The sequence below is a fragment of the Ruminococcus sp. FC2018 genome, from assembly GCF_000621805.1.
Taxonomy (GTDB): Bacteria; Bacillota; Clostridia; order Oscillospirales; family Ruminococcaceae; genus Hominimerdicola.
Window position 1 is genome coordinate 174,537 of the sequence record NZ_JHXH01000001.1, and the last position, 18,456, is coordinate 192,992.

General features: G+C 44.7%; 14 protein-coding genes. 7 read left to right on the top strand and 7 right to left on the bottom strand.

Annotated features, from left to right (window positions below):
• Nucleotides 1–75: 75 nt before the first annotated feature.
• Nucleotides 76–1,098 carry an SDR family oxidoreductase gene (locus T494_RS0100795; protein ID WP_028504654.1) on the bottom strand — a complete coding sequence of 341 codons (1,023 nt, stop codon included), beginning with the start codon at nucleotides 1,096–1,098 and terminating at the stop codon, nucleotides 76–78.
• Nucleotides 1,099–1,350: 252 nt separating this feature from the next.
• Here T494_RS0100795 and T494_RS11835 point away from each other — a divergent pair, with 252 nt between their 5' ends.
• Nucleotides 1,351–3,624 (top strand): cache domain-containing protein, encoded by a 2,274-nt coding sequence (locus T494_RS11835; RefSeq protein ID WP_028504655.1) that lies wholly within the window; start codon nucleotides 1,351–1,353, stop codon nucleotides 3,622–3,624.
• Nucleotides 3,625–4,010: 386 nt separating this feature from the next.
• Here the strand turns inward: T494_RS11835 and T494_RS0100805 are convergent, their stop codons facing one another.
• Both T494_RS0100805 and T494_RS0100810 read right to left on the bottom strand, forming a co-directional pair.
• On the bottom strand, nucleotides 4,011–4,787 hold the full coding sequence (locus T494_RS0100805) for a hypothetical protein (RefSeq protein ID WP_028504656.1): 777 nt from the start codon (nucleotides 4,785–4,787) through the stop codon (nucleotides 4,011–4,013).
• Nucleotides 4,788–4,802: 15 nt separating this feature from the next.
• On the bottom strand, nucleotides 4,803–5,633 hold the full coding sequence (locus T494_RS0100810) for a hypothetical protein (protein WP_028504657.1): 831 nt from the start codon (nucleotides 5,631–5,633) through the stop codon (nucleotides 4,803–4,805).
• A 242-nt stretch (nucleotides 5,634–5,875) separates the two neighbouring features.
• Here T494_RS0100810 and sfsA point away from each other — a divergent pair, with 242 nt between their 5' ends.
• On the top strand, nucleotides 5,876–6,559 hold the full coding sequence (sfsA, locus tag T494_RS0100815; protein WP_028504658.1) for a DNA/RNA nuclease SfsA: 684 nt from the start codon (nucleotides 5,876–5,878) through the stop codon (nucleotides 6,557–6,559).
• 30 nt (nucleotides 6,560–6,589) lie between these two features.
• Here sfsA and fabG read toward each other — a convergent pair whose 3' ends face one another.
• The 3 genes from fabG to T494_RS0100830 all read right to left on the bottom strand — a co-directional run bounded on the left by fabG (nucleotide 6,590) and on the right by T494_RS0100830 (nucleotide 10,312).
• Nucleotides 6,590–7,321, bottom strand: coding sequence for a 3-oxoacyl-ACP reductase FabG (gene fabG, locus T494_RS0100820; RefSeq protein WP_028504659.1), 732 nt, complete (start codon nucleotides 7,319–7,321; stop codon nucleotides 6,590–6,592).
• Nucleotides 7,322–7,379: 58 nt separating this feature from the next.
• Complete coding sequence (locus T494_RS0100825) at nucleotides 7,380–7,565, bottom strand: hypothetical protein (RefSeq protein ID WP_028504660.1); 186 nt, start codon at nucleotides 7,563–7,565, stop codon at nucleotides 7,380–7,382.
• Between the two features lie 122 nt (nucleotides 7,566–7,687).
• Entirely contained in the window at nucleotides 7,688–10,312 is a 2,625-nt protein-coding gene (locus T494_RS0100830) for a valine--tRNA ligase (RefSeq protein WP_028504661.1), read from the bottom strand.
• Nucleotides 10,313–10,618: 306 nt separating this feature from the next.
• Here T494_RS0100830 and hrcA point away from each other — a divergent pair, with 306 nt between their 5' ends.
• The 5 genes from hrcA (at nucleotide 10,619) to T494_RS0100855 (ending at nucleotide 16,175) form a co-directional block, all read left to right on the top strand.
• Complete coding sequence (gene hrcA / locus T494_RS0100835; protein WP_028504662.1) at nucleotides 10,619–11,671, top strand: heat-inducible transcriptional repressor HrcA; 1,053 nt, start codon at nucleotides 10,619–10,621, stop codon at nucleotides 11,669–11,671.
• Nucleotides 11,672–11,689: 18 nt separating this feature from the next.
• A complete protein-coding gene (gene grpE, locus T494_RS0100840) occupies nucleotides 11,690–12,292 on the top strand; it encodes a nucleotide exchange factor GrpE (protein WP_242836351.1) in 603 nt (200 codons plus the stop codon).
• 44 nt (nucleotides 12,293–12,336) lie between these two features.
• A complete protein-coding gene (gene dnaK, locus T494_RS0100845) occupies nucleotides 12,337–14,199 on the top strand; it encodes a molecular chaperone DnaK (RefSeq protein WP_028504664.1) in 1,863 nt (620 codons plus the stop codon).
• 111 nt (nucleotides 14,200–14,310) lie between these two features.
• The gene (dnaJ, locus tag T494_RS0100850; RefSeq protein ID WP_028504665.1) at nucleotides 14,311–15,459 is read left to right on the top strand and encodes a molecular chaperone DnaJ; all 1,149 of its coding nucleotides are present in this window, start codon (nucleotides 14,311–14,313) and stop codon (nucleotides 15,457–15,459) included.
• 92 nt (nucleotides 15,460–15,551) lie between these two features.
• Nucleotides 15,552–16,175 carry a sugar O-acetyltransferase gene (locus T494_RS0100855; RefSeq protein ID WP_028504666.1) on the top strand — a complete coding sequence of 208 codons (624 nt, stop codon included), beginning with the start codon at nucleotides 15,552–15,554 and terminating at the stop codon, nucleotides 16,173–16,175.
• Between the two features lie 93 nt (nucleotides 16,176–16,268).
• Here T494_RS0100855 and T494_RS0100860 read toward each other — a convergent pair whose 3' ends face one another.
• Entirely contained in the window at nucleotides 16,269–18,419 is a 2,151-nt protein-coding gene (locus T494_RS0100860; RefSeq protein ID WP_037343509.1) for a heavy metal translocating P-type ATPase, read from the bottom strand.
• Between the last annotated feature and the right edge of the window lie 37 nt (nucleotides 18,420–18,456).

Here is an 18,456-nt window from a genome sequence, read left to right on the forward strand (position 1 = left end):
ATGTGAGTGCCGGTTTTTTGTGTGCAATAAAAATAGGACTGCTGCCCGAAGGTAACAGTCCTTTTGTTTTGCTTACTATTTATTAAATGAGCAGTTTTTCTTTGCCTGTTCGCAAAGTGAAATTATCTCGTCGCACCATCTGTCAAATTCGGGATCGTCCTTTTGTAGTTCCGGGTGTGCAAGAATGTTCCTGACCGTTCTTTCAATGCCTTCCTTTGCGCTTACAGTTGCCTTGAAATCGGGCACCAGAGCTTTTACCTTTGAATTATCGAAGATCACGGAGTTCGCTTTGTCGCCGATAAGGCTTCCCGTAAGATCGTAATCGCTCATGTCAGCCAGCATCTGAGAGGAAACATAGTAAGGCTTTAGCTCAACACCCAGCGCATCTGCAATGTATTGATAGATCTGGTTCCATGTTACGCTTTCGTCGGATGTTATGTGAAAAGCCTGCCCAATGGCTTCTTTTCTGCCTATAAGCCCGGTATAAGCCTTGGCAAAGTCGCTGTTGTGGGTTATGGTCCAAAGCGAAGTGCCGTCACCGTGAATGATAACCGGTTTGCCCTCCATGATCCTCTTGACCACCTGCCAGCTCCCGCCGTTTCCGTGAACGCCAAGAGGTACGCTTCGCTCGTCATAAGTATGGCTTGGACGAACGATAGTAACAGGGAATCCATGCTGACGATACATAGCCATTAGGTATTCTTCGCAGGCTTTCTTGTTCCTTGAGTACTCCCAGTATGGGTTCTCAAGAGGTGTTTCTTCCGTTATGATGTGGCTTGCAGGAGGTTTCTGATATGCAGAAGCAGAGCTGATATAGATAAACTGTTTTGTCTTGTCCTTAAAGAGTCTGAAATCCCGCTGAAGCTGTTGGGGAACAAATCCGATAAACTCTCCCACGCAGTCAAAACTCAGCCCCTTAAGCTTTGCGGCAATGTCAGCTTCGTCGTTGATGTCTCCGTTTATGACCTCGACATTTTCAGGTAAAGCAGCAGTTCTGCTGCCTCTGTTCAGCAGATACAGCTCCTCGCCCCTTTGCGCAAGCAGCCTTGTAATTGCCATGCTTATTGTTCCTGTTCCGCCGATAAAAAGTATCTTCATGTTTGTACCCTCTTGTATTTACTGATTTTCATTATTTGCTTATCATATTTATACTATAAATAAGCCGTAATGTCAACCAAAAAACGCCATTCTAATAAAAGAGCGATTTTTCATCGGTTTTCTGCACGATTGGTAGTGACATTTTCGGATTTGTGTGTTATAATTAAATAAAAATGAGAATTTAGAATTATTAGTCAGGTCTATTGAACTGATTTTTGAACTTAGCTTTTTGACCGTACAGAGGTGGTTTGGATGAAAAAGGTTTTTGGAATTACTTTAGGGGGGCTTCAGCAGAAGATACTTAACCTTGTGCTGATATTCCTTTTGCTTATGGTAGCCGTGTTTGGTGCGGTTTCCTTCTACCAGAGCAGGACTCTTTCCAAAACTGTAAGCGATGCAAAGGATAAACAGCAGGAAGCTATCAGGCAGGTCTCTGAGGAAACAATGAACGGCGTTGTCAATAAAACATTGTCAAAGACCACCGCACTTCAGGCATATATTGCCGATGAATTGTTTGTGGGGCTTAAAAACAGCGTTGTGACCCTGCAGTCCCTTGCAAAGGAAACCTTTGACAAAAAGGACTCCTTCCAGCGGCGTGAAGGTCCTGTTCCCGACGCCTCCAATGAAGGGAAGATCGCCTTGCAGGTGCTTTGGGAAAACGGAGTTGACTATAAAAAGTCGGAATACCTTGGTGTGGCATCAAATATGGGTGATGCCATGATAGCTCTGCTTAAGAGTGCAGAAAGCATTAACAGCTGTTACTTCGGCTTGTCAGACGGCACCCACCTTTGTGTAGATGAGCATTCGGCAAATAAATTTGATAGTTCCGGAAAAGTTGTCAATTTTCCTGTACGTGAAAGACCATGGTATAAAACAGCGGTTGAAAAGGGTGATATCTGCTTTACGGGAGTTATTACAGATGCTTATACAGGCAAAGCCTGTGTGACCTGTGCCGCACCGGTCTATTCAGGCGGAAAGCTTATCGGTGTTGTAGGCGCAGACCTTTTCCTGGATTCAATGGCTGACTATGTAAATAAGTCTGAAGCTGACGGCGGATTTGTCTGCGTTGTCAATAATGATGGAAAAATTGTTTTTTCTCCTGAAAAAAGCGGCACGCTCAAGGTTGATATAGATGATAAGGCTGCTGATCTGAGAAAAGGTGAGAACAAAGACCTTGGTGAGCTGATAACAGCTTCCTATAAAGAGCAGACGCCCCCTAAGCTTATCACTGTTGATAATAAGGAATACTTTGTGCTGGGTTCACCTATGAAAACTATTGGATGGACAGTTCTTTCCTTTATTGAAAAGGATATTACCCAGCAGCCAACACAGGCTATGCTTGACGAATATGACAGGATAAATAATGAAGCAACAACTGAGTTTGAAAACAGTGCTTCCAAGTCAAAGCAGACATCCATTGTGATGATATTCATTATACTTATCCTTGGTTCCTTTGCAGCTTTGTGGCTTGCAGGCAGAATAGTAAAACCTATGGCTGCTATGACGGAGGATCTTATCGAAGGCGGTAAAACAGGAAAAGCCTTTGAGATGAAAGAAATATATAATACCAAGGATGAGATACAGGTCTTTGCTGAGACTATTAACGATCTTTCCCAGAAAGCAAATAAGTATATCCATGACATTACCGAGATAAATAAAGAAAAGGACAAGAACGAAAAGTTCTATTATAAATTCGTTCCTGAAAAATTCCGTGAATTGCTTGGAAAAGAAAAATTTACGGACCTTGCCCTTGGCGATGCTCAAAGCCGGGAGTTTGCCGTATTGTTCTGTGATATACGCTCTTTCTCCCTCAATTCAGAAATGATGACTGCAAAGGAAAACTTTGAATTCGTCAATGTTATTTACGGTATCGCAGGACCTATAATAAGAAAGTACGGCGGATTTGTTGATAAGTACATAGGCGATGCTGTTATGGCATTGTTTGAAACGGCTGATTCCGCTGTAAATGCAGGTATTGAGCTGTACAAGAGTATAGTGCTTGATCCTGCCACAGCTCATAAGCTCAAGGTTTCCGAGATAAATGTTGGCATAGGCATCCATATGGGCATGGCACGGATAGGAATTGTCGGCGAGGAGGAAAGACTTGCCGGAACAGTCATATCAAACACTGTTAATATTAGTTCACGTCTTGAATCTCTGACCAAAACTTACCAGACTGCTATGCTTATTACCAAAGACACTCTTGACCGTATGACATCACCGGATACGCTTTCAACAAGATATGTTGGCATGATCAGGATGGAAGGTGTTAACGAAGTTAAGTCTGTTTATGAGGTGCTTGACTGCCTTGAAGATGAACAAAAACAGCTTAGACAGGGAACAAGTGATGATTTCCGTGAAGCGATAAGGCTTTTCCATCTTGGAAAGAGAAAGCAGTCTATTGAGTATCTTAAAAAGCTTGTTGATGAGAACAAAGCCGATCACGTAACACATCTCTATCTTGATTATATCAGCTCACTCCCCGACGATAGCAAGAGCAATGTTTTTATATTCGATAAAAAATAGATTTACTATGCGTCAAAAAACATCCGCTGCGTTTGAACTGCCCCCAAGCTTTTAAACAAACTCTTTAAAGAATAATTATAAAAAGCGACTAAGAGGAATCTTGGTCGCTTTTGTTATGCGGCATTAAGTCTATACTCAATGGCAGACAAACCGTCAAGCTCAAGCTTAATGCGCTTTGTGTCGAACCAGTCTATGTAAGCATGAAGCCCGGATATGAAGTGCCCGACAGAGTTTTACTACTTTGATTTTAAATTCCTGTGTGTACCTTTTGTTTGGCTTATCTTTAGGCATAAAAATGCCCCTTTTCGTCAGATCTCAAATTGGTATATTTCTATTATACCGCATTGTCTGACAAAAGGGAGCATTTCACATCTCGGGTATTATTATCAAACCTTTTTATAGTCCTTTATTTCAGGCATTTTGAAAAGTTCGTCGCTTGCCTTGCCTATCTCCCTTACGCCGAAATACTCAGCCATCTGAGCACCCTCGTAGAGCAGATATACTTCGCAGAAGCTGCCGTCTGAACCTTTGAAACAAAAACCTATCTGACCGTCCTGTCCCGCAACGTTCTTGTTGACTTTGTAGGTTTCAACAATAACGTCAGATTTCTGGTCTATCTGTGCCTGTACAAAATCACCTGTCATTCCGAAAAGCAGATCCTTCTGCGCAACAAAGCTCTTTTCGTCGGTTACAGCCTGCTCCTGATATTTCATGTTGGTGAAATCAAACATGGTGGCTTTTTTATCACCGGTATAAAGTATTGCAGTCTTTGAGTTGTTGTTGGCAGTTGAACTGAATATCTTATTGTCTTTCTTGTTAAGGACGATGGTTGATCCGCCTGTATTAGCGTGGACCATTGTTACTTTGTAGCCGTCCTTGTTGTTGTATGTTTCTTTCAGACTGTCATAAAGTCTTTTGCTGCCCTTAACGTCATAGCCTATAGCATTGGTTTTATTCTGCTCCTGACTGCTTGAATCTGCACCGGCTTGTGATGACCCCTGGGAGCTTGCGTCAGACTTGCTTTCAGCCTGGCTCTGGGATTGTACCGATGAACCGGACGAATCGCCCGAGCTGTCCGAGCTGTCTTTGTTTTCGCAGCCGCAAAACATTGAGCAGGCAAGTGCCAATGCAGCAGCTATGCTTACAATTTTCTTAATAAACAATTATTTTCACTCCTGTTAAGCCTGTGGCTGTTGTGTAGGGTCTGCACCCTTGGCGTTAGGATCCTGATAGTTTGCATCTACTTTTGTCCAGCCGGTAAAGTCAGGCAGTTTTATCTCGGGTGCAGAGTCGCTGAATGAAGTGATCTCCACTGTGCTCTTGACACCTGATGCGGAAGCTTCGATCTTCTTAGGTACACCTGTGGACTTATCATAGTAATATGTTGCCTCGGTAGCTACCTCAGCACCCTGCTCGTTCTGGTTCTTGACTTTTACCTTTTCCACGGTCATTCCGTTTTCTTCCTTAACGCTCACAAGCTCAACATTTCCCTCCAGTGTTAAGTCAGGTGACATTTTCGCAGCGTTAGATCCGTTTCCTTCGGTAACGGAATATACTTTCTGTGCTCTGATAAGTGCATAGGTCTTGCCGTCAAGGTAATATGTCTCTGTGTCCTTATCGCCGCCCATAGAAGACATATCCATGGTAAGGTGGAAGTTCTCACCGTTAAGCTCCATTGAAAGAGGGATCTTCACAGACATATAATCCATAACCATAGACATTGAATATGTCTTTGTTTTTGTGGTCTGCATAAGCTTATACGTGAAGGAATCCTCAAACTTCAGACCTGACTGGGACTGAGAGTTTTCTGCTGGGTCGGATGAATCGGGAAGAGCCGGATTGTTCTGTGTAACAGCAGATTTTTCAACCTCTGAAGAATCGCTTGATACAGCAGATGATGAAGAAGCACCTGCTGTGGATGTGTCCTTGGAAGATGAGCTGTCAGAACAGCCTGTTACTGCGGCACAGATCATTGAAAGCGCTAAAATTGCGGTTAACATCTTTTTCATAAGTATTTCTCCCTTCTTGCTGTTTTATCAGCTAAAATCAACAAATTAAGTTTACCATAATAACAAAAAATCGTCAAGATAAGTTTTTAACAAATCAAAACACTAAATATACGCTGTTTTGTCTGTTTTAACCACAAGTTGAAAGCTATATGAAAGCTGTATGATAACTGTGTGTTGAGCGGTAAAAAACGATGTGCTTGAAAAATGCAAAGGAATGTGTTATGCTTTATACGGGTGATAAAATGAAGTATGAAAACATCGTTTGCGGAGAGTTTATTGACCGCCCCAACAGGTTTATTGCAAATGTTATGATAGATTCAAAGCCTTATGTATGCCACGTAAAAAATACCGGAAGGTGTAAAGAGCTACTGATAAAGGGCTGTAAGGTATATCTTGAGAAAAGCGGCAATCCTGAGAGAAAGACACTTTATGACCTTGTTGCCGTACAAAAGGGCGAAAGGCTAATAAATATGGACAGCCAGGCACCTAACAAAGCAGCCTTTGAGTGGCTCGTAAACAAAAAGCCCTTTGGTGAGGGCTGGAGGGTGTTGGCTGAGAAGAGCTACAAAAAATCCCGCTTTGACTTTATGCTGGAGCATGAAAGCGGCAGGAAAATGTATCTTGAGGTGAAGGGATGCACACTTGAGGAAAACGGGGTCGTAATGTTTCCCGACGCTCCGACTCAGCGTGGGTTAAGGCATATAGGCGAGCTTATCGAGTGTATCAAAGACGGTTATGAAGCTGTGCTGCTTATTCTTGTGCAGATGAAGGACGTTAAGTATTTTACCCCCAACTATGCAACACACAAAGAGTTCGGCGATGCAATGAAGCTTGCATCGGAAAAAGGTGTTAAGCTATTATGCTACGATTGTCTTGTTGCCCCCGATTCAATGGTTGTGGACAGGGAAGTTGAGATAGTGCTTTAAAAAACTCTCCGTAAAAACGGAGAGCTTTTTTCATATCCAGCATCCGTCTACACGGATCACCTGACCGTTGATATAGTCAGCCTTTTCACTTGCGATAAATGATACCGCATTTGCAATATCCTGCACAGTTCCCAGCCTGCCGCAGGGAATATCCTCGATTATTGCCGCTTTGTCCTGCTGTGAAAGTGAGGAGTTCATTTTTGTGTCTATAAACCCGCATGATATACAGTTGACCCTTATTCCGCTTGGTCCTTCCTCACGGGCAAGTGCCTTTGTAAATCCGATCAGTCCGGCTTTTGCCGCACTGTAAGCGACCTCGCAGGATGCACCCTTTTCACCCCATACAGATGAAATATTGATTATGCAGCCTTTTTTTGCGTGGATCATATCTGCAAGCACCTGCCTTGAAACTTCCATTGCTCCAAGAAGGTCGGTGTTTATCATTTTTGAAAGATCCCGGTAGCTGTTGTCGGTAAACAGCCTGATGTCTGCTGTGCCTGCGTTATTCACAAGAAGCTCAACGCTGCCAAGCTCTTTTTTTATCTGCTCAAGAGCATTTGAAATGCTCACGCTGTTTGTGATGTCACATTCCACAGCAATAGCCTTTGTACAGTCTGAATTAAGCCTCTGTGAAAGCTCACAGGCGGAGTTTTTGTTACTGTTGAAACCAAGTGCAACGCTGAATCCGTCTTTTGCCAGCTGCATTGAAACAGCTCTGCCGATATCACCGCTTGCCCCTGTGATAAATGCGACCTTACCCATAGTCACACCTCCGAAAAGTTGTTATTATCATAATAACATACTTTTGCTGCTTTTTCAACTATAACTTTATATCATTCACCCACTCACGGGCTTTTTCGGCATTCTCATCACTGCGGTTATAGACTCTTCCACTGACTTCGGTAAAATTATCCGTTATTATAAGCTCCTGGTTTCGGGGAACAACATTCTTTGGAGTATATATTTTTGTGCCATCCGATAAGTGCTTATTATTTTTCTTTTTCATTTTTTACGCTCCTTTCTTCTAAATTGTATTATTATTTTTCCCTGGGACACATTATTTTATTAAAGAAAAAAACTCCAAAAAAAGAGCTTTCCCCGATCCTCGGGAAAAGCCCTTTGCGTGTATTATCTGTTCAAAAGAGAAGCAAGGGATTCCTTTATTTTTTCCATTTTTTCCTCTGCCTTGGCAAGCTTTGCCTTTTCTGCTTCGATAAGCGCAGCAGGTGCCTTTGCGATAAAGCCCTGATTGTTCAGCTTCTTGCTTAGGAAGTCTATGTCCTTTTGTATCTTCTCCTTGTCCTTGTTAAGACGAGCAGTCTCCTTCTCAACATCAATGATGTCCGAAAGAGGTATAAAGAACCTTGCGCAGTCGGTAACTACCGTAACGCAGTCCTTTTCCTCAACCTTTTCACTTATGTTGACCTCGCTTGCGTATGCAAGACGTTCAAAGAACATTTCGCCCTGTGCAAAAACATCTTTCTGAGTGGTTTCAATAAACAGCTTAGCCTTCTTTGAAGGCGGAACGTTCATCTCGCCTCTGCAGTTTCTGATGCCCTTTATTCCGGCGATGATCTTTTCAAATGTCGCCTCATCTTCGGCATATTTCAGATCTTCGTCATAAACAGGGAACTCCTGGAGCATTATTGCGGTGCCGTCGTTTACAAGTGCCTGCCATATTTCCTCTGTGATAAACGGCATGAACGGATGAAGCAGTTTCAGCATACCCTTCATTACCCATACAAGCACCTGCTGAGCGGTAGCTTCAGTCTCACCGCCTGCTGCGATACGAGGCTTTGTAAGTTCGATATACCAGTCACAGTAAACGTCCCAGATAAAGTCGTAAAGCTTCTGGACTGCAACGCCAAGCTCAAATTTTTCAAGGTTTTCTCCAACCTCTTTTGCCAGCGTGTTGAATTTTGAAATGACCCACTTGTCCTCAACATTGAGATTTTCGGGGAGTTTTTCTGCCTTGAAACCGTCCGGCAGATTCATCATGATAAATCTTGCAGCGTTCCATATCTTGTTTGCAAAGTTTCTTGATGCCTTGACTTTTTCCTCCATGAAACGCATATCGTTTCCGGGGGAGTTGCCTGTTGCAAGCATGAACCTGAGAGCATCTGCGCCGTAGTTGTCGATTATCTCCAGAGGGTCAATACCGTTGCCAAGGGATTTGGACATCTTTCTGCCCTGGGCATCTCTTACAAGTCCGTGGATAAGCACGGTGCTGAATGGCTTTTGGTGCATATGCTCCATGCCTGCAACCATCATTCTTGAAACCCAGAATGTGATTATATCATAACCTGTTACAAGCGTGTTTGTAGGGTAGTAATAATCAAGGTCCTTTGTCTGCTCGGGCCAGCCAAGAGTGGAGAACGGCCAAAGTGCCGATGAGAACCATGTGTCAAGTGTATCCGGATCCTGTCTCATTAGTTTGCCGCATTTTGGACAAACCGCACTGCTTTCACGTGTTACAACCGTTTCTCCGCAGTCATCACAGTAGAATGCAGGTATACGGTGTCCCCACCACAGCTGACGGGATACGCACCAGTCACGTATATCTTCCATCCAGTGATAATAGTTTTTATCAAATCTTGCAGGAATAAACTTTGTTTCTCCCGTTCTGACAGCCTCTATTGCAGGCTTTGCAAGCTCTTTCATCTTAACGAACCATTGGAGAGAAACTCTCGGTTCTACCGTAGTTCCGCAGCGGTAGCAGGTGCCCACATTGTGCTCGTGTTCCTCGGTCTTTACAAGGAAACCACCCTTTTCAAGATCTTCAACTATTTTCTTTCTTGCGTCGTATCTGTCCATTCCGGCATAAGCAGGGTAGTCGTCAACGATCTTTGCATCCTCAGTGAGCACATTGATGATCGGCAGGTTATGTCTTGCGCCGACCTCAAAGTCGTTGGGGTCATGTGCAGGAGTGATCTTTACAACGCCCGTACCGAATTCCATATCTACATAGTTGTCCGCAACAACAGGTATTTCCCTGTTTACAAGCGGAAGCAGGACTGTCTTTCCGATTATGTCCTTGTATCTTTCGTCCTTGGGGTTAACTGCGATAGCGGTATCACCAAGCAGTGTCTCCGGTCTTGTGGTGGCAAGCTCTACATAACCGCTGCCGTCTGTAAGGGGATACCTCAGATGCCAGAAATGTCCTGCCTGGTCCTCGTATTCAACCTCTGCGTTTGAGATAGAGGTCTTGCAGTGAGGACACCAGTTGATGATCCTTTCGCCTCTGTAAATGTATCCTTTTTCATAGTACTTAACAAAAACATCCTTGACTGCCTTAGTGCAGCCCTCGTCCATTGTAAAGCGTTCCCTTGACCAGTCACATGAGGAACCTATCCTTTTGAGCTGGGAAACGATACGACCGCCGTATTGCTTTTTCCAGTCCCATGCACGCTCAAGGAATCCGTCTCTGCCAAGCTGATCCTTGGTAATGCCCTCTTTGCGCATCTGTTCAACGATCTTGGCTTCTGTTGCAATGGAAGCATGGTCGGTTCCCGGTACCCACAGTGCGCTGTAACCGCTCATTCTCTTCCAGCGTATAAGAATATCCTGAAGTGTATTGTCAAGGGCGTGCCCCATGTGAAGCTGTCCGGTAATATTCGGAGGCGGCATTACGATACAGTAAGGCTCCTTCTCCGGGTCCGGATCAGCCCTGAACATATTGCCGTCAAGCCAGAACTTATATATCCTGTCTTCGACTTGTGAAGGATCATAAACCTTGTTAAGCTCTTTTTTCATAAAATCCTGTCCTTTCAATGTTATCGAACAATTAAACATCTTATATTATCGCACTTTTGCCCTGTGATGTCAAGTGGTAAAAGACTAAAACCCGCCATAAAATCGGTGAAATAATGAAGCTGCAGAACCTTTATTGTGCAAAATAGCTATATTGTAAAAGTATGGATTTTCAAATTTGTAAAAAAAATAGTTCCAAAGCCCTTGACAAATCTTTGGAAAAGGTATAAACTATACTTAGCACTCAAAGGGCAAGAGTGCTAACACTTCAAATACAGGATTGCTAATTATGACTATGCAGGTGAGATCATGGATGACAGAAAGCTGAAAATACTTACAGCGGTGGTCGATGAATATATCGTAACCGGAGAACCTGTAGGTTCAAAGGCGATAATGAAGCACGTTAAGGCTTCATCTGCAACCATAAGAAATGAGATGGCAGAGCTTGAAAAACAGGGCTATCTTGAACAGCCCCATACCTCTGCGGGTCGTGTGCCCACATATAACGGTTACAGGCTTTATGTAGATATGCTCACCGAGTCGGATCCGCTGAGCGCAGACGAAAAAAAAGTTCTGGATCAGATGCTGGATACGGACTATATCTCCGAGGACGACCTTGTTGAAAGCGCGTCCCTTGCGTTGGCACAGCTCACGAAATGCGCCACGGTAATCGCCGATTCCACACCAAAGTTCTCGATGATCTCAAAGGTTGAGGTCATTCCTACAGGTAAAAGAATGTATGTTATCCTGATGGTAACGTCAGGGGGAATGATAAAAAACAAAGCGTTCAGACTTGAATTTGACCTTGATAATGAACAGCTTGAGTTTTTCAATAACTTTGTCAAGGAAAATCTGGACGGTCTGCCTGTCAGCGCACTTTCAGACGAATATGTTGATAAGCTTGTGGCTGCAATGGGCGCATACATGATTACACTTTCGCCTATATTCTCCGAGGTTATAAAGATGACAAAGGAGATCAGGGCACAGGACGTAAAGGTCAAGGGACATAAAAATCTTCTGACCTGTAAGGACTTCAATCAGAATGAGATAATTTCGTTCCTTGATGATGACACGCAGCAGATCTCAAAGTTTATCGACGATACTTTTTCCGATCTGCAGGTCATGTTCTCAGATGAAAAGGACGGCTTTGTTATCCATAATTCTTCGGTCATCACAGCACCTTACAAAAAGAACGGAAAAAATGCAGGATCTCTGGGACTTATCGGTCCTATGCGGCTTGATTATAAAAAATTTATACCTTATCTTGAATACTTTACCGACAGGATCTCCCAGATGCTCACCGAGCATGATGAGAGCGGCGATACAGCAGTCGTAGATGAAGATTCGGAAGATAAAAGTTAGGAAAGGAAGGCAAACAAATTGAGTGACGAGATAAAGCAGGAGCTGGATCAGGAAGAGACCAACGCTGCCGAAGCTGAGGAGACTGTGCAGCAGGATCAGGAAAGCGAAGCTGAACAGGCAGAGGAAACCGCTCAGCCACAGGAGTCTGAGGAAACTGAACAGCAGCAGGAGCAGGAGCCTACTGAAGAGGAAAAGCTGAGAAAAGAGCTTGAGGAAAGTAAGGATAAATACCTGCGGCTTATGGCTGAGTACGACAATTTCAGGAAACGTTCCGCAAAGGAAAGATTAGAGCTTTCCGCAACAGTTAAAGGTAACACCATCAGCGAGATACTTCCGGTGTTTGATAACTTTGAAAGAGCACTTGCCGCTGAAACAGAGGATACGAACTATAAAGCCGGAGTTGAAATGATCTTCAAACAGTTCGGTGATATGCTCACCAAGCTTGGTGTTGAGATGATCGATCCCCTTGGTCAGACGTTTGACCCCAATATCGCCAATGCGGTCAATCAGATCGAGGACGAAAAGTATGGCGAAAACGAAGTCGCACAGGTGTTCCAGAAGGGGTATAAGATAGGCGATAAAGTGATAAGATATGCTATGGTAGTTGTAGCGAACCCATAAACAGTTTAAAATTTAGTTTTATATAAGGAAAGGATGAATGACTTATGGCAAAGATAATCGGTATTGATCTTGGTACAACAAACTCATGCGTAGCAGTTATGGAGGGCGGCGAAGCAGTCGTTATCCCTAACAGCGAAGGCGCAAGAACAACACCATCCGTTGTGGGCGTTTCAAAAAACGGTGACAGACTTGTAGGACAGGTAGCAAAAAGACAGGCAGTTACCAACTTTGACAACACCGTGATCTCTATCAAGAGACATATGGGCAGCGATTTCAAGGCAAAAATGGGCGGTAAGGAATATACTCCTCAGGAGATCTCCGCTATGATCCTGCAAAAGCTCAAGGCTGATGCAGAGGCTTACCTGGGTGAGAAGGTAACAGAGGCTGTTATCACAGTTCCTGCTTACTTTACAGACTCCCAGAGACAGGCTACAAAGGATGCCGGTCAGATCGCAGGTCTTACAGTAAAGAGAATAATCAATGAGCCTACCGCCGCAGCTCTTTCCTACGGCATTGATAAGGAAGAGGACCAGAAGGTCATGGTTTATGACCTGGGCGGCGGTACATTCGACGTATCTATCATCGAAATGGGTGACGGCGTTACAGAGGTACTTGCAACCGCAGGTAATAACAGACTTGGCGGCGACGACTTTGACCAGAGAATAATCGACTGGATGATAAAGGAGTTCAAGGCTTCAGAGGGCGTTGACCTTTCAAACGATAAGATGGCTATGCAGAGACTTAAAGAGGCTGCTGAAAAGGCTAAGATCGAGCTTTCTTCCACACCTAACTCAACTATCTCTCTGCCGTTCATAACAGCAGATGCAACAGGTCCTAAGCACCTGGAGCTTACACTTACACAGGCTAAGTTCAACGAAATGACAGCTGACCTTGTAGAGGCTACAATGGGTCCTGTTCGTCAGGCACTTTCCGACTCCGGTCTGTCTGCTGATGAGCTTCAGAAGGTTCTTATGGTGGGCGGTTCTTCAAGGATCCCGGCAGTCCAGGACGCTGTAAAGAAGTTCCTTGGCAAAGAGCCTTTCAAGGGCATCAACCCTGACGAGTGCGTTGCCCTTGGTGCTGCATATCAGGGTGGTGTTCTCGGCGGCGACGTTAAGGAAGGACTGCTGCTTCTGGACGTAACTCCGCTTTCACTTGGTCTTGAAACAATGGGCGGAGTTTGCACAAAGCTCATAGAGAGAAATACAACTATCCCGACTAAGAAATCTCAGATATTCTCCACCGCTGCCGACAATCAGACTGCTGTTGAGATCAACGTCCTCCAGGGTGAGCGTGAGTTCGCAAAGGATAACAAACAGCTTGGTATGTTCAAACTCGACGGTATCGCTCCCGCACCCCGCGGCGTACCTCAGATTGAGGTAACATTTGATATCGACGCTAACGGTATCGTTCATGTTTCCGCTAAGGACCTTGGCACAGGCAAGGAGCAGGATATCACTATTACTTCTTCCACCAATATGTCCAAGGAGGATATCGACAAGGCTGTCAAGGAAGCAGAAGCTTTTGCAGCCGAGGACGCAAAGAAGAAGGAAGATGTCGACGCAAGAAACCAGGCTGACCAGATGTGCTTCCAGTGCGAGAAGGCACTTGGCGACTTCGGCGATAAGGTTGATGCAAACGACAAGAGCGAGTGCCAGGCTAAGATCGACGCTGTAAAGGAAGCTCTCAAGGGAACTGACGTTGAGACTATCAAGGCTAAAAATAAGGAGCTTGAGGAGTGCTTCCAGAAGATCGCTACAAAGGTTTATCAGCAGGCTGGTGCACAGGCTCAGGGCGCACAGGGATTTGATCCGAGCAATATGGGCAACATGGGCGGCGCTGCACAGGAAAGCTCCAATAACGGCGGAGACGATGTGATAGACGCTGATTTCAAGGACGCAGAATAATAACAAATACGCAACACCTCTGCCTGCTTTTTCGGGCAGAGGTAATGCTGTATTATAAACACGAAATTTTACAGGTAAGGAGTCGTGCTCCGTTTCAGGGAGTGATGATATATGGCAGATAAAAGAGACTATTATGAGGTGCTGGGTGTTTCAAAAAGTGCCTCGGATGATGAAATAAAAAAGGCTTTCCGAAAAATGGCAAAGCAATATCACCCCGATCTTCATCCGGGAGATAAAGAGGCTGAGGAAAAGTTCAAAGAAGTGAACGAAGCCTATGAGATACTTTCCAATCCGGATAAAAAGGCGAAGTATGACCAGTTCGGATTTGCAGGCGTAGATCCTAACTTTGGAACGGGTGCAGCCGGAGCCGGCGGCTTTGGTGGCTTCGGAGATATGGGTGATATCTTTGATACGATCTTCGGCGGCTTTGGTTTCGGCGGAGGATCAAGAGCTTCTGCAAACCCTAACGCTCCACAGCGTGGTTCTGACATCAGAGTAAATGCAAATATCGATTTTATGGAAGCCTGCAAGGGTAAGACTGTAAAGATAAAAGTGAATAAAACGGTTGTATGTCCCGATTGCCACGGCAGCGGAGCGGCAGCAGGTTCTTCACAGAAAACCTGTCCGGACTGTAACGGAAAAGGTCAGAGGGTCGTTACCCAGCAGTCACTCTTCGGCAGCGTAAGACAGGTAGTTACCTGTGAAAGATGCCGAGGTAAGGGCAAGATCGTGGATACTCCTTGTAAAAAGTGCGGCGGACAGGGTGCTGTCAAAAACGCACAGGAGGTCGAGGTCAGCATTCCGGCAGGAATCGCAGACGGTCAGATCGTAAGACTTGCCGGCGGTGGTAATGCGGGAAGAAACGGCGGTCCCAGCGGCGATCTTATGGTGAGCATAAATGTCCGTCCCGATCCCATATTTGAGCGTGACGGATACGATGTCTGGACAGAGATACCTATTACTTATACTCAGGCTGCTCTTGGCGATGAGATCACTATACCTACCGTTGACGGCAAGGTAACATATACTGTCCCTGAAGGTACCCAGACAGGAACAGTCTTCCGTCTGAGAGGAAAGGGCATACAGAAAGTCCACAGTTCATCTCACGGTGACCACTATGTAAGGGTAAATATCGAGGTGCCAAGGAATCTTTCAAAGGATCAGAAAAACATGCTTAAGGACTTTGAAAAGACAATGAGCGATAAGAACTATGCAAAGCGCAAAAGCTTCTTTGACAAGCTTAAAGATAAGTTCTCTTGATAAATTGAGCTGCTTTTTAAGGCAGCTCTTTTTCTTTACAAATTCCTGAAGATGTGGTATCATGGTTATATCAACCGAAAGGAGCAGAGCGTATGGAGATAGATAAGATGCACACAGGGGAGCTGTATCTTCCGGGGGACAAACAAATTGCCCGGTATCAGCAGAGCTGTCTTGAAAAGCTCTATGATTTTAACGCCACACGTCCCAGCGAGATGAAAAAGCGTGAGCAGATGCTTAAAGATATGTTTGCCGAAATAGGGGAGGACTGTTACATCGAGCCGCCCTTTCATGCAAGCTTTGCCGGTGCCCATTGTCACTTCGGGAATAATGTTTATGCAAACTTCAATCTGACACTTATCGATGATACACATATCTATGTGGGGGATAATACCTTGTTTGGTCCCAATGTCGTCGTGGCAACAGCAGGTCATCCCATATGTCCGCAGCTCCGTGTAGATGCAGGACAGTACAATATGCCCGTGCGTATCGGCAGAAATTGCTGGATAGGAGCAGGTGTTGTTATAGTTCCCGGCGTGACCATAGGTGATGATACCGTTATAGGCGCAGGAAGCGTTGTTACGAAAGATATACCGTCGTCGGTGCTTGCCTTTGGTAATCCCTGCCGTGTACACCGACAGATAAGTGAACACGACAAAGAGTATTATTTCAAAGACAGGAAAGTTTCCCGGGAGTTTAAAGATAAATACAGTATATAAACAAAAAGAGGATACCTTTTATGGGTGATCCTCTTTTTCTTATACAAATATTATGGCAAAATTGTTTTTCTTGTAATTAGGTATCTGTTTGCTTTAATACTTAGAACATCTCATAGAATTCAGTATGGCGATCAAAGCCACACCAACATCTGCAAATACAGCCATCCACATACCTGCAAATCCCAGTGCACCCAGGAGCATAACCGCAAATTTTACACCAAGTGCAAAAACAATGTTTTCCTTAACGATCCTCATAGTCTTGCGGGAAATACCTATCGCCCTGGGTATGCTCAGCACATCGTCATTCATAAGCACAATGTCTGCTGCCTCGATAGCTATATCAGAACCAAGTCCACCCATTGCAATGCCGATATCAGCCCTTGCAATAACCGGTGCGTCGTTTATTCCGTCTCCCGCAAAAGCTACAGGTCTGCCGTCTTGTGATCTCATAAGCTCCTCTATTTTTTCTACCTTGTTTTCAGGAAGCAGACAAGCGTAGTATTTCTTTATTCCAAGCTCTGCCGCCACGGCAGCTGCTGTTTTTTCTCGGTCACCCGTAAGCATTACAGTCTCAACACCCAGCTTTGAAAGCTGTGCAGCAGCCTCTTTGCTGGTCTGTTTTATCTCGTCGCCAAGAGTGATATATCCGCAGTATTTCCCGTCATATGCCACATGGACCATTGTGTTTTCGCTTTCACACTGCGGAACATTTATTCCCTTTTCTTCCAAAAGCTCTGCCTTGCCGCAAAGAATAGCTTTGCCTCTGTAAATACAGCTTATACCGTGACCGGATATCTCTTTAATATCTTCAACTGTATCCGAAACTATCTCTTTAGCGTATTCCTTGATAATTGAAAGTGCAATAGGGTGGTTTGAACCAGATTCTGCAAATGCCGCATATTCCAGCAGCTGCTCCTTTGAAATTCCGCTCGGAACAATGCTTTCTATGCAGAAGCTGCCCTTTGTTAGGGTACCTGTTTTGTCCATGGCAACAGCTGAACATTTTGCAAGAGCCTCCATTGACTTTGCACCCTTGACAAGAACACCTTTTTTTGATGCCCCGCCGATGCCTGCAAAAAATCCCATAGGGATAGATATAACAAGGGCGCATGGGCATGATATAACAAGGAACAGAAGTCCTCTGTAAAGCCACTTTGTGAACTGTGAAAATCCCAGGAAAAAGCAGGGGACAACAGCCAGAAGAAATGCGCAGGCAACCACAGCGGGAGTGTATACCCTTGCAAAACGAGTGATGAACTTTTCGGTGTCTGCCTTCTTTTCCGATGCGTTCTCCACCATGTCCATTATCCTTGCAACTGCGCTGTCTTTAAATTCGCAGCTTACCCTTACATTTATAACCCCTTCAAGATTTGTGCAGCCACTTGAAACGGTGCTGCCCTCGCAGATGCTGACGGGGAGAAATTCTCCTGTGATCGCCGAAGTGTCAAGCTGAGATCTTCCGCTTACCACAACTCCGTCAAGCGGCAGTCTTTCGCCAGCTTTTACGATGATAATATCTCCTATGCTCACATCTTCGGGAGAGATCTTTGTTTCCTTGCCGTCTTTGATTATCCTTGCAAATTCAGGTTTGAGCTCCATAAGCTTGGAAATGGATTTTCTGGATCTTTCCACCGCAATGTCCTGGAAAAGCTCGCCCACCTGGAAAAACAGCATAACTGCAGCTGCCTCGTCATAGTATCCCAGAGCAACTGCGCCTATGGTAGCAATGAACATCAGCAGCGTTTCGTCAAACGCCTCGCCATGAAGAAGATTTCTCAATGCTGAAATTACAACATCATATCCTGCAACAGCATATGCACACAGAGCAAGTATTTTGCAGGGGAGTTCAAACGGCAGTATCTTTGATAAAGCAAAAAGTATACCTGCAAAGATAAATCTTGCAATATCAAAAGTGTGGCTTTCGCCTTCTCCATGTCCGTGCTCATGTCCGTGTGAATGCACATGTCCGTCACAGTGACAGTGCTCGTGCTCATGGTGGTGCTCATGCTCGTCCTTCTGGCTGTAATCAAGTACCTGGACATCAGGCTCCAGCTTGTTCACAATAGCTCTGACGCTGTAGTCGATCGCACCTGTGTCAGGTTCTTCATGCCTTACCACAAGTTTCTTACGGATAAAATCCACATCTGCGGATTCCACCATATCAAGATCGTTTATCTTTAAAGCGATCTTCTGAGCACAGTTGGGACAGTCAAGTCCTTTGAGCCAGTATATCGTTTTGGTCATATCGACCACCAGACCTTTCTATTGGGAGAAATTCAAA

Bases quoted from the DNA above. Each gene is read 5' to 3' on its own strand.
- T494_RS0100825 (WP_028504660.1), bottom strand. From the start codon at position 7,565: ATGAAAAAGAAAAATAATAAGCACTTATCGGATGGCACAAAAATATAT.
- T494_RS11835 (WP_028504655.1), top strand. From the start codon at position 1,351: ATGAAAAAGGTTTTTGGAATTACTTTAGGGGGGCTTCAGCAGAAGATA.
- T494_RS0100855 (WP_028504666.1), top strand. From the start codon at position 15,552: ATGGAGATAGATAAGATGCACACAGGGGAGCTGTATCTTCCGGGGGAC.
- hrcA (WP_028504662.1), top strand. From the start codon at position 10,619: ATGGATGACAGAAAGCTGAAAATACTTACAGCGGTGGTCGATGAATAT.
- T494_RS0100830 (WP_028504661.1), bottom strand. From the start codon at position 10,312: ATGAAAAAAGAGCTTAACAAGGTTTATGATCCTTCACAAGTCGAAGAC.
- dnaJ (WP_028504665.1), top strand. From the start codon at position 14,311: ATGGCAGATAAAAGAGACTATTATGAGGTGCTGGGTGTTTCAAAAAGT.
- fabG (WP_028504659.1), bottom strand. From the start codon at position 7,321: ATGGGTAAGGTCGCATTTATCACAGGGGCAAGCGGTGATATCGGCAGA.
- T494_RS0100795 (WP_028504654.1), bottom strand. From the start codon at position 1,098: ATGAAGATACTTTTTATCGGCGGAACAGGAACAATAAGCATGGCAATT.
- dnaK (WP_028504664.1), top strand. From the start codon at position 12,337: ATGGCAAAGATAATCGGTATTGATCTTGGTACAACAAACTCATGCGTA.
- sfsA (WP_028504658.1), top strand. From the start codon at position 5,876: ATGAAGTATGAAAACATCGTTTGCGGAGAGTTTATTGACCGCCCCAAC.
- T494_RS0100810 (WP_028504657.1), bottom strand. From the start codon at position 5,633: ATGAAAAAGATGTTAACCGCAATTTTAGCGCTTTCAATGATCTGTGCC.
- T494_RS0100860 (WP_037343509.1), bottom strand. From the start codon at position 18,419: ATGACCAAAACGATATACTGGCTCAAAGGACTTGACTGTCCCAACTGT.